This window comes from Acinetobacter higginsii, from assembly GCF_000369525.1.
GTDB classification, from domain to species: Bacteria; Pseudomonadota; Gammaproteobacteria; order Pseudomonadales; family Moraxellaceae; genus Acinetobacter; species Acinetobacter higginsii.
In genome coordinates, this window is the sequence record NZ_KB850072.1 from 1,337,700 (window position 1) to 1,352,688 (window position 14,989).

The 14,989-nt window shown below is 38.7% G+C and carries 17 protein-coding genes; 1 reads left to right on the forward strand and 16 read right to left on the reverse strand.

Annotated features, from left to right (window positions below):
- Positions 1 to 30 precede the first annotated feature (30 nt).
- The 16 genes from F902_RS12330 to F902_RS12395 all read right to left on the reverse strand — a co-directional run bounded on the left by F902_RS12330 (position 31) and on the right by F902_RS12395 (position 14,046).
- Entirely contained in the window at positions 31 to 4,104 is a 4,074-nt protein-coding gene (locus tag F902_RS12330) for a tape measure protein (protein ID WP_005203854.1), read from the reverse strand.
- Positions 4,105 to 4,187: 83 nt separating this feature from the next.
- A complete protein-coding gene (locus F902_RS12335) occupies positions 4,188 to 4,688 on the reverse strand; it encodes a hypothetical protein (RefSeq protein ID WP_005203856.1) in 501 nt (166 codons plus the stop codon).
- 2 nt (positions 4,689 to 4,690) lie between these two features.
- Entirely contained in the window at positions 4,691 to 5,824 is a 1,134-nt protein-coding gene (locus tag F902_RS12340; RefSeq protein ID WP_005203857.1) for a hypothetical protein, read from the reverse strand.
- Positions 5,825 to 5,895: 71 nt separating this feature from the next.
- The gene (locus tag F902_RS22655; protein WP_005203859.1) at positions 5,896 to 6,045 is read right to left on the reverse strand and encodes a hypothetical protein; all 150 of its coding nucleotides are present in this window, start codon (positions 6,043 to 6,045) and stop codon (positions 5,896 to 5,898) included.
- 87 nt (positions 6,046 to 6,132) lie between these two features.
- Positions 6,133 to 6,903, reverse strand: coding sequence for a KilA-N domain-containing protein (locus F902_RS12345; protein ID WP_005203861.1), 771 nt, complete (start codon positions 6,901 to 6,903; stop codon positions 6,133 to 6,135).
- Positions 6,903 to 7,130 (reverse strand): helix-turn-helix transcriptional regulator, encoded by a 228-nt coding sequence (locus F902_RS12350; RefSeq protein ID WP_005203862.1) that lies wholly within the window; start codon positions 7,128 to 7,130, stop codon positions 6,903 to 6,905. The genes F902_RS12345 and F902_RS12350 overlap by 1 nt, the downstream gene beginning before the upstream one ends.
- 900 nt (positions 7,131 to 8,030) lie before the next feature.
- A complete protein-coding gene (locus F902_RS12355; RefSeq protein ID WP_005203863.1) occupies positions 8,031 to 8,549 on the reverse strand; it encodes a hypothetical protein in 519 nt (172 codons plus the stop codon).
- Positions 8,550 to 8,591: 42 nt separating this feature from the next.
- Positions 8,592 to 9,512, reverse strand: a complete 921-nt coding sequence (locus F902_RS12360) for a phage tail tube protein (protein WP_005203864.1) — start codon at positions 9,510 to 9,512, stop codon at positions 8,592 to 8,594.
- A 65-nt stretch (positions 9,513 to 9,577) separates the two neighbouring features.
- Positions 9,578 to 9,976, reverse strand: a complete 399-nt coding sequence (locus F902_RS12365) for a phage tail terminator-like protein (RefSeq protein WP_005203865.1) — start codon at positions 9,974 to 9,976, stop codon at positions 9,578 to 9,580.
- A 1-nt stretch (position 9,977) separates the two neighbouring features.
- Positions 9,978 to 10,373, reverse strand: coding sequence for a hypothetical protein (locus tag F902_RS12370; protein ID WP_005203866.1), 396 nt, complete (start codon positions 10,371 to 10,373; stop codon positions 9,978 to 9,980).
- A 27-nt stretch (positions 10,374 to 10,400) separates the two neighbouring features.
- The gene (locus tag F902_RS12375; protein WP_005203867.1) at positions 10,401 to 11,294 is read right to left on the reverse strand and encodes an RES domain-containing protein; all 894 of its coding nucleotides are present in this window, start codon (positions 11,292 to 11,294) and stop codon (positions 10,401 to 10,403) included.
- 94 nt (positions 11,295 to 11,388) lie between these two features.
- Positions 11,389 to 11,760, reverse strand: a complete 372-nt coding sequence (locus F902_RS12380) for a hypothetical protein (RefSeq protein ID WP_005203868.1) — start codon at positions 11,758 to 11,760, stop codon at positions 11,389 to 11,391.
- Between the two features lies 1 nt (position 11,761).
- The gene (locus F902_RS12385) at positions 11,762 to 12,139 is read right to left on the reverse strand and encodes a hypothetical protein (protein WP_005203870.1); all 378 of its coding nucleotides are present in this window, start codon (positions 12,137 to 12,139) and stop codon (positions 11,762 to 11,764) included.
- Between the two features lie 3 nt (positions 12,140 to 12,142).
- Complete coding sequence (locus F902_RS22660) at positions 12,143 to 12,304, reverse strand: hypothetical protein (RefSeq protein WP_005203872.1); 162 nt, start codon at positions 12,302 to 12,304, stop codon at positions 12,143 to 12,145.
- A 42-nt stretch (positions 12,305 to 12,346) separates the two neighbouring features.
- Entirely contained in the window at positions 12,347 to 13,315 is a 969-nt protein-coding gene (locus F902_RS12390) for a major capsid protein (RefSeq protein ID WP_005203873.1), read from the reverse strand.
- 11 nt (positions 13,316 to 13,326) lie between these two features.
- The gene (locus F902_RS12395; protein ID WP_171061046.1) at positions 13,327 to 14,046 is read right to left on the reverse strand and encodes a DUF6651 domain-containing protein; all 720 of its coding nucleotides are present in this window, start codon (positions 14,044 to 14,046) and stop codon (positions 13,327 to 13,329) included.
- Between F902_RS12395 and F902_RS12400 the strand changes: the two genes are divergently transcribed.
- Positions 14,014 to 14,979, forward strand: a complete 966-nt coding sequence (locus tag F902_RS12400; RefSeq protein WP_228129736.1) for a phage integrase Arm DNA-binding domain-containing protein — start codon at positions 14,014 to 14,016, stop codon at positions 14,977 to 14,979. The genes F902_RS12395 and F902_RS12400 overlap by 33 nt on opposite strands.
- Positions 14,980 to 14,989 lie beyond the last annotated feature (10 nt).

Sequence of the window (14,989 nt, forward strand, 5' to 3'; positions counted from 1 at the left end):
GCTACCATATAGATAGCTTTAGTCCAATATTTATCGCAGCTTACTTTTATTCCGGTTCCAATGGTACAAGAAAGCTTTTTCTCCTGATGGACCCATTAGCTCCTGTTCAACTGCAGATCGATCATCAAGAATTACAACCTTCATCTGATTATCAACTACTGTTGGCACAGCATTTTGAATGGCGCCTGTATTTCTCTGACTAATCGATGTATTGATTAAATCAGTTTGGCGCTGTTGCCGTTGGATTGCACTTAATTGAGCCTCCTCACGGTTTGGTGGTAACTCGCCGGTTCGGTTCATATAGCGCATATTTGCTAACCCGATTTTATCAGTCGCCCATGCGTTTGTTACAAACTCCTTATCAGATAAATATGCATTAATTGAATCACTAGTAGTTGATCCAGCTCCTCGAACATAGCCGCTTCCAGAATGTAAGCCACCTTTGTAATAACCAGGCATGCTTATATTCTTAATACTTGCAGCTTGTACTACTTGTAATGCAGCTGCAGCTGCTCCAATTGCTGGAGCTATATATGGGCCAATATAAGGGGTGCCGACTACAGCATCATAGGCTTTTGAGTATGCTTGTGGGATGTTTAACATTGCTTGCGCAACTGCAAATGCTTTTTGAGCCGCAAACAAAACAGCATAGGTTTTCGAGTTTTCATCTACCAGCACAGCAAAACCACCAAACATGCCACTCAAATAAGAAGATGTATATTTGGCTTGAAGTTGTAATTTTGCCTCCTGATAGATCTTTTCATTTCCTAGATCTATTTCACGCAATTTATCAATAATCTTAAACTGCTCTACAAGTGGGGAATTTTCCAATCCCATCACTGATCGATAATCGCCAATAGCACTATCTCTAAGTTTTGATTCCTCTTGGCTTTGATTAATGTACGATGCAGCTAGTAATGCACTACGCTCTTTCAAATCCAAGTTTTTCATAATCTCTAAACGTTCAAACTCATAACGTTTTTTGATTCGATCCATTTCTGAATACATAACTTGGTTTGCTTGAAATATACGTTGCTCACTTGCCAACTTAATCAATCCAGCTTGGTATGAGTAGCCCTCATCATAAGCCTTCTTAGCAATAGCCTTCTGATCATCAGAAAGTTTACCTTCGGCATCTAAGCGTAGAATGTTGATCTGCTTTGAAAATTCAAGCTTCTGTTCTTCCGTCCACTTATAGCCATTTAGTTCATTGTCCAATTGCAGTTTTGCAATCTTCTCTTGAGTTTCATAGCGTAATTTGATTTCAGGAATAAGTTGTTTTTGGCCCAAAGCAGTTGCCATTTCGATCTGTTCATCACGGGCTTTGCTTCTAGCAATGGTTTCTGTATCAAATTGAGCTTGCAGTTGTTTGATTTCAGCAAGTGTTTTTTGGCGTTCTTTGACCTGATCATTCATTAGAGAAATAAAGTCTTTCTCATCTCCTGAATAACCGATAGCGCCACCCATATAACCATAATAATCTTTGATATATTGATTATTATATTTACCTAGGTTTTTGCCCTTTTGAACATTACCCTCACCAGCATGGTAAGCTCGGACTGCCTTCTCGACATTACCATTAAATAATTTTAGAAGATATTGAAGATACTTTGCTGCACCTTCAGCAGATTGACCTAAATCAAATCGATCTTTAACCCCATACTGTTTTGCTGTTCCTGACAGGAATTGGAATCCACCACTTGCGCCCGTATCCTTATTATAGGCCTTAGTATTACCTCGTGATTCAATCATATGAATTGCTGATAACATCCCGCTAGGCAAGCCATACTTGTTCTCTAACCCTCCAAAGTTATATTTGGATGCATTAGCCTGAACCTTTGCATTTACCTGTAACACCTTAAGTTGTTTCTCTAGTTCTTTAGTTCTGTCCTTCTCAGAATCAGTGATACCATCAATCAGCTTCTTCCTTTGCTGTTCAATAGCATACTGAGCTTGCGCTACTTTAAGCATTTCTGCAGAAAGAGTTTCTGAGAATGGGATTTTATTGGCTTCGCGGAAACTAGCCATAAAATTTGCAAAATCCACAGCACTTTTATTACTGCCATTTCGCTGAATAGTGTTAATTAAGAACTGGTTTTTAAGATTTTCAGACGATGCCGTTTTTTGAGCTGTAGTTAACATCTCTTGTGCAATTCGCTTAGCATTTATGGCTTTGGTTTCTGCGTCAGTTGATTGTGTTGATCTCTTAGACTGTGAAATCATTTCTTCAGTAACGTTCTTTTGTAACTGAAGTTCATTTCTTAGTTTAGCAACAACACCTGTTTGTTCATCAATTTTCGCTTTAGCCTTCTCACTAACGCCGGTTAAAGCATTTACTTTTGAAGCTAAAGTTGATGCGGAAATCTTACCCTGCTCATACTGTAGAGCCAATGCTCCTATTTTTTCAGATGCTTCAGCTGACACATATCCATACTTTTCAATATTGATTGTGTACTTAAATAAAGTATCGCTAGCTTCCCGATATTTCTTGGTAAGCTCGCTTAAGCTAGTTGTCTCAACACGTAATTGCGAACGTTTTTGAGCCTCATCTAATTCTCTATACTTCTTAATAATTTCATCAATTGTTTTACCTTGCTCGTTTAGTGATTTTGTAGCCTTCTCTGTATTATCACGAAGTAGTAAATAAGATGCTGCAACACCTGCGACTGTTAGACCTAAACCGACTGGACCACCTAAAGCACCTAACAATCCAAAAGTTGATCTTGTTGTCAAAGAGTTGGCAACATTGAGCCCTGAAGTTGCAGCTGTTAAACGTCCAGTGGCTGCGGTTTGTGCATTTCTAGCAGATGTATATGCAGCAGAAGAAGCAACAGTTGTTGATGCTAAGCGCTGCTCTAAGGCCGTCAGTTCAGCAGTCATTAAGGCTTGAGTCTGTTGCAATGTTGCCATACGGCTAATAGACATTGCTCGACCTTGATCAGTAATTTGTGATTTTAATCGCTGTGCTTCTTGGGCTTTTTCCGCATTCGTTGCAGCAATAGTCGCCTGCATTCTTTGAATTTCTGACTGAATTACTGCACGATTTGCGTTTACTTCTATCTCAGCAGCTAAAACAGCAGCCCGCGCAGACGACATTTCTGCTTGTGCTGCATTAAATTCAGCTTGTGCTTTTCGCTGAATCTGAACAATGGCTGCATTGGTTGCCTGAATCTCTTCAAATAAGGCTTTAACTTTTGCACCACTCGCCACAACAGACTTATACATTACAGGGATTAATGTACCCACCCAATATGCACCACCAATCATAGCGATGTTTGTCACAGTCTCGAGATTTTTGGCAAGCCCACTTAAGGATGCAGAAATTGCTTGTGCAGCGCCACTACCACTCCCAGCTTCTCCCACAAACTTTGTAATAGCATTACTTAACTGAGTGAAAGAATTAGCAATTGTAAAATCTGTTTTACCGAACAAATCGTCTACAGATGCCTTAGCTTTACCCAATGCATCAACAAGTACGTCACCTGTAATTTTCCCCTCAGCAGCTACAGATCTTAATTGACCAACTGTGATACCCATACCTTGAGCAATAGCTTTTGCAAGTCCAGGAGCTTGCTCCATAACAGAATTCAGTTCCTCACCTCTGAGTACATTTGAAGCGAGTGCTTGAGAAAATTGAATTAAAGCTGCTTCGGCAGATGATGCCGATCCACCGCTAATTGCAATAGCTTTTGAAACAGTATCTGTTAACTCTGCAGTCTTGGCTTGATTCAAGTTAAGTCTTTTTGCATTATCTGAAAAGCGTTGATAAATCTGTGATACTGATTCCCAAGCCTGCCCTGTATTTTGGGCAATTTTAAACGTATCTTGCATTGCTTTATTCAAAGCAATTTGCGAATCTGTGACTAATTTAAGTTTGTTTTGCAGGCCTGTATAAGTATCCATTTTCGATACTGCCGTTCCTATAGTTACTAGACCAGCTATATAGCCAGCAAGTTGACGTGTCGCTACACTAAGTCTGTCAATAGAACGAGTAGCAAAGTCTCCATTTCGTTCAATGCTATTTAGTTCATCGCTTAAGTTGCGGGCATTTCTTTCTGCGTTTCTTGAGTCAATCACAATAACTAAGCGCGATTCTTGAGTCATATCACTTTCCTTTAGGCAATAAAAAAGCGCCTAAAGGCGCGTTAGATTTTGGGTGTAAAAAAGCCACGAGGGGCTTTTATGGCTTAACTATTTACTCTTAAGAACTCTTCAATAAATTCTTTTTGATCATCATTAAAAACGTGATTATCTTCTTCCCATCGTGTTTGCAATCTAAAAACAAAGCTATCTATAAAAGCTTTGTTTTTATCTGTTGTTAGGAAGTGATAAATAGCAGCTGCTAAAAAGAATTTAAAACCATTCGAGCTTAAGTAGCTACAATCTATCCCAAAATAATATAAGTATTCATAACTTACATCCTTCCAAGTCTGGATACCTTCTTGTGGTCTACTACGTGAACGAGCTGCTTCTAGTCCAATTTGAAGGTAAAAGTCAGGCCAATCAAAACCAAATTCAAGGAGTAGATCTTCTGCTAACATTTCGATAGCAAATAAATAATCGTCATCTATTTCGTCGAAATATCTATAATGAGTGTCATAAAAATCACATTCTAGTAGGGTCCGAATTTCCCCTAATTGGAACGGAGGGAAAACGCTTTCAAGAAGCTCTTTAATATTGATACCCATAATTAATTTTCACATAGACTTAATGCATTTTGCGCATCAACAAGTGCTATAGCATGGTTAGGATCAGGAGGTGACCAACAAGCATTTTCTTGTATTCTTGCATTTATTAAATTCCTAAAAAGTGCTGCATTTGCAGTTTTAGTTGCTGTATCAGTTACATCCTTACAGCTCTTTCCTCTTGTGGCTGTTTTAGCATCCCTGGTCGCTCTGCTCATTGGATAATATTGATCTCTTTCACATACCCAACAGCTTCCATTTTTTACTATTCCACTAGGACATTTATCATCAGCATTATTCTCCAACTCCTGAACAACTGGCTCAGCTTGAACCACATCATTAAGAATATTTTGAGCGGCTAGGTTAGTAGCAACTTGAGCATCTAAGCTGCCTGCGTCTGCATTGGAAATTACTTGTTCAGCAACAGTTTCAAGGGATAAAGCCTTATCTAATTTTTTTGGATCATAGGAATTATTATCTATCGAAGTATAACTAAATGCACCATTAGATTTTTCACCATCACGAATTCGAGTCATTTTGACAACACACTGTCCCGAATTCTGACCATTTATACCAGTCAGTTCATAGCTATATCCATTATTAATGCCGTTTGCTATAGCAACCATTTTGTTACATAACTGGACTTTAGTAGCTCCGTATACATAATTGCCTTCGAGTGGAAAACTACTTCTATAATAAAATGGCAGATTTGGCGGCTTAATTGGATCTCTTTCGTGATATTTAATCTGATTATTTTCAGGATCTAACACCCAATCAACAGCATCAAGTAATTGATCAACTGCGATACTTAAAGCAATCCCAGCAGCCCCACCTCTCAATACCTCTGCAACTTGTTTTGCATTTGGTGTGATTAATGCTGCTGATGTCATACTCCCTTTTGCTGCATCGATTAATGTTGAAGCACCCATTACAGTTGATTTAGTAACATTCCATCCAGCTAGTGGTGCAATGGCCCCAAACGTTCGTGGTAAAGCAGCTAAACTATAATTTGCTACAATTGGAGTCGCTTCTGCTTTCTGTAATGTACTTGTCTGTGTATTGGTTTGAGTATCGCTCTGGTTATTATCACCACACCCCGACAAACCCAATAATATTGCTAATAAAAATAGTTTTTTCATTTATTCCCCCTTATTTTCATATAGTTTATTTTACTTTTTAGTGAAAAACTATGAAGAAGGATATAAATAATTTAACCCACCACCGTATAAAATGCTCTAACCCCACCTTTAACAGGTTCATGGCTTATTAGCGTAAACTGTGGGTTTTCAGCAAAGAACTCCCACATATCCATTATTGGATTAGCATATTCTGGTCGAGTGAAATCTTTTTGTTGTGGCATAAAAAATACCCTCTTATTTGAGGGTATTTATAACATAAACAGTTAGGTATTAAAAAACTCGATGCAGCAGATATATTGTGTTTAGGCTTAACTTAAACAATATTTGCTTTGTGGCAATATCAACCTTAATTGCCCTTTTGCTGCTGAAAAAGCTTGAAAACACCGACTAATAAAATCAGCATAATCATTTGATGAGTTAGCAATCGCCTCGACCTTATTAATCTGATCAGTAAGCAACTTCTCACCACCATTTGTAAGCCACTGATGCATTTTTTCTCCATCTCGTTTATTAGCACGTAACTCAATCAACACATCTTTTGGCATTATTACCCCATAGACCCACTTATTTGTTAGATCGCCGAAAATCGCGGGTGTTCCACCAATATGGTTGTTGAACTTGGTGCCAGTAACTTTTGCTAAAGCTTTATAAAATGAGTCTGGAAAGCGTTTTTCCCAAACTGTAGCTTTAGGTAATATCATTAGTCGAACCATATCTTGAATAAATATAGGCGCTTGTTTGGTGCGAATAAGATTGTCAATTTGTTCATCACACCATACCCCAAAACGAACGTCTAACCATCGTGTAAATGGGACAGCTAATTTTGGATGTAGCCAAGTACCACCATCCTCTTTACCTCGTTTTGTTTTTATCAAGTTGGTGCAATTACCATTTTTACTGGTAATTGGAATTTCCATCACTTCAGCCAAAGCATGGATATACTCTTTAGTTTCCGCAAGGTTTAGCCAATCGTTAGGTCTTTTACTATACCGCTTAGCTGCTTCTGTTGCATTAAACCAACCATGGCTATCAAATGATTGTTCAAATTCTTCAAACTTTAATTTTACTATTGCAGTCATTAAACTACCCCCTGCACTGCTTTGTGTTCAGCGATGCGGTTGGCAATCCATTGATTAATATCTGACTCAATCCAAGCAACACGACGCTCAGATAGGTTTAGACATTGTGGAAATTCACCACTTTTCATCATGGCGTAGATTGAAGAAGCCCCTAGGCCAGTTTTAGTTTGCACTTCTTTACGACGGATTAGTCGTGGTTCAACTTGATTATTCTTAGATGTAGTCATCTAAACGTACCTCTTATGAGATTCGCCAGACACAACTATTTGAGATTTTATAAATATTTTTATTAAAAACAATGAAATAAACCTAATTAATAGAGTTATGCACACAATCAATGTTCAAAAAAGTAAACATTTTGTTTGCATACATAGATAAATCTATCTATAGTTTTACCCATAGGGTAAAGCCAGCTTTACCTATCGGAGTTCCGATAAAACTTGTTTTTAACTGTTTTACATTTCTAAAGTCTCTTTAGTTTTGTGCCATCCGCGGCGATTAAAAACATTCAGTGAAGCGTCAACTTCACTTCCCAAACCCGATGCGTCAACATCGGGTTTTTACTTATCAATGACTCATTAAAATCGTTATGAATTCATTGAATAAGTTGATCATAATTGAGTTAAGGTTAAATGGCTACTTCTTTGCCAATCAAGTGCGTTAAATCTTGTCGCCCAGCACCTTCAATGCACTGTTTTATTATTGCTATTTATTGCGAAATATTGCCAAAATAAACAAAATGATCAAAATGATCAAAAACCGTGTTTTTTGAACTTTATTTTACTTACAAAATATTACAATTAAATTTATTTTTTATCAATAAATAGCCATATTTTATGGCTTATTACCTCCCCACCATGCTCATCATGTAATCCTCTTAGTTGCTTCTGCCTTAGCCTTCTTATGCGACTCATCAAGAAATAGATTGTCTAGTGTGAAGATGCATTCATTGAAGATGTATCTTTCTACTGGCAGATCGTACTGCTCAACATACGCATTGATAGCTGCTATGTCTAAAGCCAAAGGAACACCCTGCTCGTATCGTCTAGAACGAGCAATGGTGTTGTAAGCTGAAAGAATGGCATTTGCTGTGAATGAATATTCAGGTGGTTCAATCTCAGGAAGGCCTAAGGCTTTTCTTTGCGCTTTTTCGTGGTCCGTGAGACGTGCGTATTGACTGGAGTATTTATAGAGGGTTGTGACTTTCCCACAACTTCAACCTTGTATGCATCCGCTTCTAACTGGATTTTTTCAGCTTCACTTTTAATAAATAACCAGATAGAAACACCTACATCACCCATTCCGAGAAGTTTTACAGCGTTTTCACTGTCATAGCTTGGTTCTGTCTTAATTAACTCTCCACCAGTATTTTCTTCAACGAAGACCACGCCTTTCCAATCTTCAATTAAATGGCATGCAGAAGCTTCAAGGATTAATTCATGATATAGCTTATCTTCCTTAGTAGCATTTTTAACATCAAAGCCTTTTGACGTAATTTGATGATTTGCTCGCTCCAATGCTACTTGATAAGGCTTATACCCAATTCCTCGAACCTTAAATTCAGCAAGAACATTTCCTTCACTATCTTTATATTCGCGCCATAGGCTGACGTCTTTGTTTGTTTGAATGTTGACTTCTAAAGCCATGGTGTTCTCCAAATAAAAGGCAGCCTAAAGCTGCCATATTTCTTATGGGGCAATCACACGAGTGATAACTGGTGAAACACGAATGTGGTTATAGTTGATATCGATTGTGATGGTGTCTTCACCACCGCCATCAGGATGTGCTGCCTCAGAAACTTCTAACTGAGGGAATTGGAATGCATAGCCATTACCAGCAGAATCTTCAATAGAGAACTCTAAAGGCATCGTGTCCCGTGTTTTAATAAAGTCGATATAGCCCGCAGATTGCGCTGAGAACATGTATTGAGTATTGACTGTGATATCTACAATCTTTTCTAAGTAAGTCGTTGCTGAGAGCTTCTGAGAGCCAATACAGCGAATAGCTTCCATATTGTTGTTAATAGTTAGAGCGAGTGTTTGCATACAAGCCGTTCCAACTACAGTTGCACCATTAACTTTCAAGTCGCCAACATTCAGTGACGATACAAGTGCTAAGTCTGGTACTGGCAAAGGCGAAGTTACTGGATTTGTTGTGGTCTTCTCAAACAAGGTTCCCATTAGTCCAAATGTAGCCGTGATCTTGCCCGTTGTCGCAATGTTCATGGTTGCTTCGTTAATACGAACACCACGGTAAATAAATACCTGGTTAATGTCAGAGTAAACCTTAACGAAAGTGAAAGTCTTGCGAACATCACCACCAAAGTTAAGAACATCACTGGCCCAGTTATTCATAGCAACAGCTGACCAGAAGTCATCAAACAGCCCTACTGATAATTCAACTTCAAGTGAACCTGTTATTTCCGCTTCGGTTGCAATACCACCCTGACGAAAACGAGAGTCAACTACACTTGTTGATGATTCAGTTGTGACATTTTCAGTTAGTCCATCAGTAACTCGTCGTACCGTTTTCCATACCGGTGTTGTTGGTAATACTTCAGGGGTTTGTTCCTCTGCATAATAGAGGCGAATCTTTGAACCACTCGACATGGTTTTTACTCCTTATAGGCATAAAAAAACCACCTCGAAAGGTGGTGTATATTGAATTTAATCGTTTAGTTTACCCGGTAGCTCACTGTGACGTTGTACTGCAAGAAGTCTTTATCCGTTCCTGCATTAATCACTTGACCTTGTAGGCACTCAAGATGGACAGAGGTAAAGTATTCAAAGTGACTAATTAATGAATCACATAATTCAGTAATCGACTTTTCGCCCTTATGAGGTCTGGCAAAGCACTGAATATTGATAGTTCCTGTTCTGCGTGTACATGGGGAATCAGTTAACCCTGCGATAATGCTAGGCCCACCAATAATATTCAGTCGGCACCATAACCCATCAATAGGCACATTAAAGTTTGGTGCATTAGGATACTGAATTCGGTCTTGAGTGATGCCTGTAAATGACTGCATTCGCCCAACAATGGCTTGTCTTGTCTGTTCTAGTGTCATTGCCATGTTAGCCACCGTATTTTTGTACTATGTAATTATAGACCACACCATAAACACCTTCAGCTGCTTGCATTGAGTGTCCATTTTCCAAGCGTTCTGCATAAGGCAAGTTGTTCTGCACATAGACAATATCGCCAAGCTTAAGAGGGGCTATTGCTTTGGCAGCATCACTAAATGCTTTAGGATCGATACTACCTTTGGGTGCCGAACTTGATGAGCTGCTTATGGAGTATGAAGGACTATTGATTGAAACAATGTGTGAAGCTCTATACGTTCCATCCATAACAGGACTACTGACCATCAAACCTTGTACCATATCCATTGCAATATCTTGAACAAGGTTCTTTGACGCATCTTTGACTTGAAAAGCAAAGTTAGTCGGCCTCTTCCCTTTCCAAGTCATAGATCACCTCAAAAGTAATATAAAACTCTAACGCCAGATACAATTCGATTTAACGTCATCATAAAGAATTTCATCTGAGGTGATTTCCATACACTCTTTAAGAGTGTAATATTTGATCATTTTATTGGTATACTTTTTTTCTAACTTATTCAAACATGTAAAGGTAACTTCTAGTTCATCAGCAACGCTAGTCTTGAAAGCTAAATTTATTCCATGCGTGCTTTGTTGTGATGGATAAAGTATCGCATCTATACGGTTAGGGCTATACTCTTCATTTTTCTCAAATATAGCATGTGCTAATATTGAAGATAATAAATAAGAGGAATCATCTTTAGAATACAATACTCCTAATAACAAGTTTTCTAATGCAGAAAATCCCTTAAGTGTACTTTGACTTGGGATTTTATAATATTCCATTTTAGCATTAAAAGCCTCCGAGTCTCTTGGCAGATTAAAATATATTTCTGAAAACGTACCTAACCTATAAACACCTAGATCTCTATTAGATTTGAATCTTGTTAACTGAAATCTATCACCTATTTTTTTCTTAAAAATACCTGTTTCCATACATGCAGTGAATTCATTAAACGAGGTATACATAACATTAAAGATTTTGTTGTTCATCCTGCCCGAAGTTGCCACATCTAAAGTTGGATAGAGTAATCCCGATTTGCTAGTTACTTCCTCATCCAACCCCAATGGTCTGACTCGATAGAAATTAGTTCCCTGTTTTATTGAATCGCATCTATACATTAAATATGAACATAGGATTTTAAAGTAACGTTTTACTTCTTTATATTCTTCAGAATCTGTTAATAGACTTTCCTTAAAATCTTTATTTTTTTTAATAAGGTTTTTCAATTTTTTTATTTGTTTATTAGCCTGTTCAGCTTCCTCTAAATTAAATCCTAAAAGTGCCATGAGATCCTTAAAATCCATCATTAAATTTAGTCAATAATATTTTAAATTTTTTATTTGTAAAATAGGCATAGCCTTATAAATTTTATAAAATAAACTAATAAACCATCCTCAACTGGCAAACCCATGTCGCTTTCGCAGGATCTTGAGCAACATGAATCACCTTAAACTTACCTTGAGGCGTTACCCATTCATCATTGATCAGAGGTATATTTGTCACTTCGTTTTGAAGCAAGGTAGCTTTCTTATCTGTTGCTTCGATACCTAAATTGGCAATCTCATAAGCACTGTATTTGCCAAAAAGAACACCACGCCCCGAGTAATTCACTTTAACCTCAGTAGACGTTTCTGTGACTGGGTCCCATCCTGATTGAGTGACTCTTTCACAGGTGAATGAATAAACCGCATCAGCTAGATCAGTATTGAAGGCTTCTGCAATATCAGTCTGAATTTCATCACGTAGGCCCATATCAGTTCCTTATTAAAGGGATGGTAAAGAACTTATGTTTAGGCAGCCCTTCAGCTTCAATCAGAGCTAAAGCAATCTGCTCAAAGCTTGATAATGAATAGCTTCCATCCTGATATTCTTTCTCTGACTCTACAGTGTCAGCTTTAACTTTCTTGCGTTTTAGTTCTTGTTCTTTGCCACTATAAATCTCATTTGCCAGAATGCCTTTGATAATCTCACAAGAACCAAGCTTTAAATTGTCTGTTACTGGATCAGGTACGTACCCAATCTCGTTTTTCATCCAAGTATTTGCAAGTAGAACCAATCTAGCCTTATCACCATCTGGTGCAAAGTCAGCCCCTAAGATTGTTTCTGCATCCGCAATGGTGATAAAGGTCATGGGTTATTCCTTTGGTTGCTCAGGAGTGCGTGTATTTCGCTTTCCAGTTTGTTCTTCTGGTTTAAACACTGCATCAAGGATTTTATAGCCTTGTCCACGAAGTTCAGCCTTTCGCTCTGGGCTAACGGGATGTGGTTCGTAAATTACTTTCTGCTCTTTACTCATTCTCAACTCCAAAAACAAAGCAGCCCGAAGGCTGCCTATTCATTACTGTGCTGCATCCGCAATGGTGATTACACCTGCTGTATGCTTGATGCTAGTTGCTGTTTTATCCCAGTTGGTGCCTGTTGCCAACTCGGTATCACTTGGTGACTTACCACCATTGGCTTCATCCCATGTATAGCCTTTTAAACCAACACCAAATGAATAATCAACTTGAAGTGTAGTTTCAATTCGATCCTTACCATTTGTGGTTTCAATGTTTGAGATTACATCACCACCATCTGAAACGATTGCAGCTGCATCAGTCAATGAAAGCACTTTAAGCTTATTTGGCGTCCCTGCCGTATACAAAGCAGGTGCATCAGTAACAACAACCAACTTGCCAAGAATATCAATGACACGGACATTGCCTGATTGGAATAACTGCTGAGCATTACTCAAGTTTTTCTCAATCAATTTGTGATACGCAGTACCATTCATCACATCAGTAATGATGTTGCCTGAGTGGTCACCAAACTTAGCATGTGCACCATTCATGGCGCTGTATGTAAGTCCACCTGTTGCCGAAACATCATTGGTTGCTGTTGGCTGGTTCGAAATTGCTGCGACTAGAGCTGCGATTGCGGTGTTCAGTTGATCTTTAAGCATTAGACTTGCAAAGGTACGTGATGCAACTTCAATGCCTTGTGCAGTTGGGCGCTGCAACCAAGTCATTTGAGATGGTTCATAGCGCACAGGGCCAATACCACCGGCAACTTTTACGCTTGAGTGTTTAATCTCTGAAAGATCAGTCACTGTTGCGGTTCCATTTGCTGCATAACGATCTACACGACGCTGCGCACCATCAAGTGATGCGAAGAATGACTCTTGTAAAAAGTCACCAGTGAAGCCTTCTGTGGTCAATCGAATTGCACCGCCTGATGCAGCATTAAACTTTTGCACCATTTGGGCTAAGGTTTCAATTGTGGCAGGCATGATGTATTCATTGAACACCTGCATTTGAGTTAAAGACATAATCTCTCCAATTACTTATCTAAATTAAATTTGGCTGCAATGGCGGCTTGGCGTTCTTGGATTGTTCCGCCCATGTTGCCGACATTGTTGTTATTTCCCCCGCCACCTTGACCACCATACCCACCACCAGAGCTTTGATTGCCTTTTAGAATTGAGTCTTTGTGTTGGTATCCTCCAACTAATGTTTCCAAGGCCTCATCGAAATCGGCAACTTCACCATGCTTAGTTCGTGAATAGATTTTTTGGCCATCAATGCCATAAGCAACCACTTTGCCCTCTTCAATTTTGAAGTTATTGCCAAAGGTTGCCTGGATCATGTCAGCAGGTACTGCAATTTTTTCTTGAATGAACTTTGAACGAGCAAATCCACCACCGATCAGCTCTTTATGTAGTTGAGCCTGAACTGAATCACGTTCTTGGGTAAGTTGCTGAATCTGTGGCTCATATGATTTTTTCAGTGCATCAGTAAGCTCAGCTTTGACTTTCTCAATGTCACCTGCATCCACAAGCTTTTTAGCATCAAGATTAGCCACTGTTTGTAATGCGGTTTTAGCCTTTTCAGGATCTAGCCCCTCGAAGACTTTAAGTGATTTTTCAGCTGCTTCTTTTGCTTCACGATGAGTTTTAGCTTCCGCATTTAAAGAGCTGATCTTTCCTACTGCCTGAGCAGCATCAAACCCAACTTCTTTACCATCATCGTGCACATAAATTGGCAGTCGGCTAATGGCAATTCATGGAGGTATCGCCACCCTGTCACTGGAAAATTTCACTCTATGGGGTGTGATAAGACTGTAGCAATTCAAGCAGCACGTAAACTTAACTCATTACTGATTCAGGAAGAAGATTATGTTTCTAGCGTCACAGGTAAAACTATTTCTTTCAAAGAATTTTGCGAAGAGTTTCTTGAAGAAAAAAGACGCAAAGATGGGCGGCCTATATCAGACAATACAAAGAAGAATTATCAGATTCAGTTGAACCGAATTTTCAAAGTTTGGGGTAATAAATCATTAGACTCCATTACTTTAAAAATGGTAAATGATCAATTAGATGAGCTGACACCATCAAATCGAAAGGCGCTTAGAAGCTTGCTTTGTAATATTTTTGATGTTGCGATGAGTAAAGGTATCTGCCCTGATAACCCTGCCCGAATTACTTTGACAAAGCACGTTCAGAGACAACGAAAGCGCCATACAGTTGCGGGACTACAACAGATTAGGGCTCATTCCCCATTGTGGCTTCAGAACGCAATTGACCTATCTCTTTTAACCACACAAAGACGTACGGATATTGTGGCTCTACGTTGGGATGATATTTATGATGGATATATTCATATTGCACAACAGAAAACCACGACTGATTCATTCGATGAATTTGAGGTGATGGAAGGTGCTGGGTATGTGCGAATTAAAGTTGATGCAGAACTGCAAAAGGTTTTAGATCGATGTAAGTCCGCTAAAGTCGTTACTCCGTTTGTAATTCATCAAATCCCTAAGCGTAAAACCAAAAATGTAAATAAAGAGCATTGGACCCAAATTCTCCCTCAATATTTATCCGAAGAGTTTTTGAGGATTGTTAAACGTGCTAAGGCATATCCAGAACTGAAAGGTAGGCAAATTCCAACTTTTCATGAAATACGAGCATTGGCTATTTTTCTTGATACCTAATAATATAAAT

Bases quoted from the DNA above. Each gene is read 5' to 3' on its own strand.
- F902_RS12330 (WP_005203854.1), bottom strand. From the start codon at position 4,104: ATGACTCAAGAATCGCGCTTAGTTATTGTGATTGACTCAAGAAACGCA.
- F902_RS12335 (WP_005203856.1), bottom strand. From the start codon at position 4,688: ATGGGTATCAATATTAAAGAGCTTCTTGAAAGCGTTTTCCCTCCGTTC.
- F902_RS12340 (WP_005203857.1), bottom strand. From the start codon at position 5,824: ATGAAAAAACTATTTTTATTAGCAATATTATTGGGTTTGTCGGGGTGT.
- F902_RS22655 (WP_005203859.1), bottom strand. From the start codon at position 6,045: ATGCCACAACAAAAAGATTTCACTCGACCAGAATATGCTAATCCAATA.
- F902_RS12345 (WP_005203861.1), bottom strand. From the start codon at position 6,903: ATGACTGCAATAGTAAAATTAAAGTTTGAAGAATTTGAACAATCATTT.
- F902_RS12350 (WP_005203862.1), bottom strand. From the start codon at position 7,130: ATGACTACATCTAAGAATAATCAAGTTGAACCACGACTAATCCGTCGT.
- F902_RS12355 (WP_005203863.1), bottom strand. From the start codon at position 8,549: ATGGCTTTAGAAGTCAACATTCAAACAAACAAAGACGTCAGCCTATGG.
- F902_RS12360 (WP_005203864.1), bottom strand. From the start codon at position 9,512: ATGTCGAGTGGTTCAAAGATTCGCCTCTATTATGCAGAGGAACAAACC.
- F902_RS12365 (WP_005203865.1), bottom strand. From the start codon at position 9,976: ATGGCAATGACACTAGAACAGACAAGACAAGCCATTGTTGGGCGAATG.
- F902_RS12370 (WP_005203866.1), bottom strand. From the start codon at position 10,373: ATGACTTGGAAAGGGAAGAGGCCGACTAACTTTGCTTTTCAAGTCAAA.
- F902_RS12375 (WP_005203867.1), bottom strand. From the start codon at position 11,294: ATGGCACTTTTAGGATTTAATTTAGAGGAAGCTGAACAGGCTAATAAA.
- F902_RS12380 (WP_005203868.1), bottom strand. From the start codon at position 11,760: ATGGGCCTACGTGATGAAATTCAGACTGATATTGCAGAAGCCTTCAAT.
- F902_RS12385 (WP_005203870.1), bottom strand. From the start codon at position 12,139: ATGACCTTTATCACCATTGCGGATGCAGAAACAATCTTAGGGGCTGAC.
- F902_RS22660 (WP_005203872.1), bottom strand. From the start codon at position 12,304: ATGAGTAAAGAGCAGAAAGTAATTTACGAACCACATCCCGTTAGCCCA.
- F902_RS12390 (WP_005203873.1), bottom strand. From the start codon at position 13,315: ATGTCTTTAACTCAAATGCAGGTGTTCAATGAATACATCATGCCTGCC.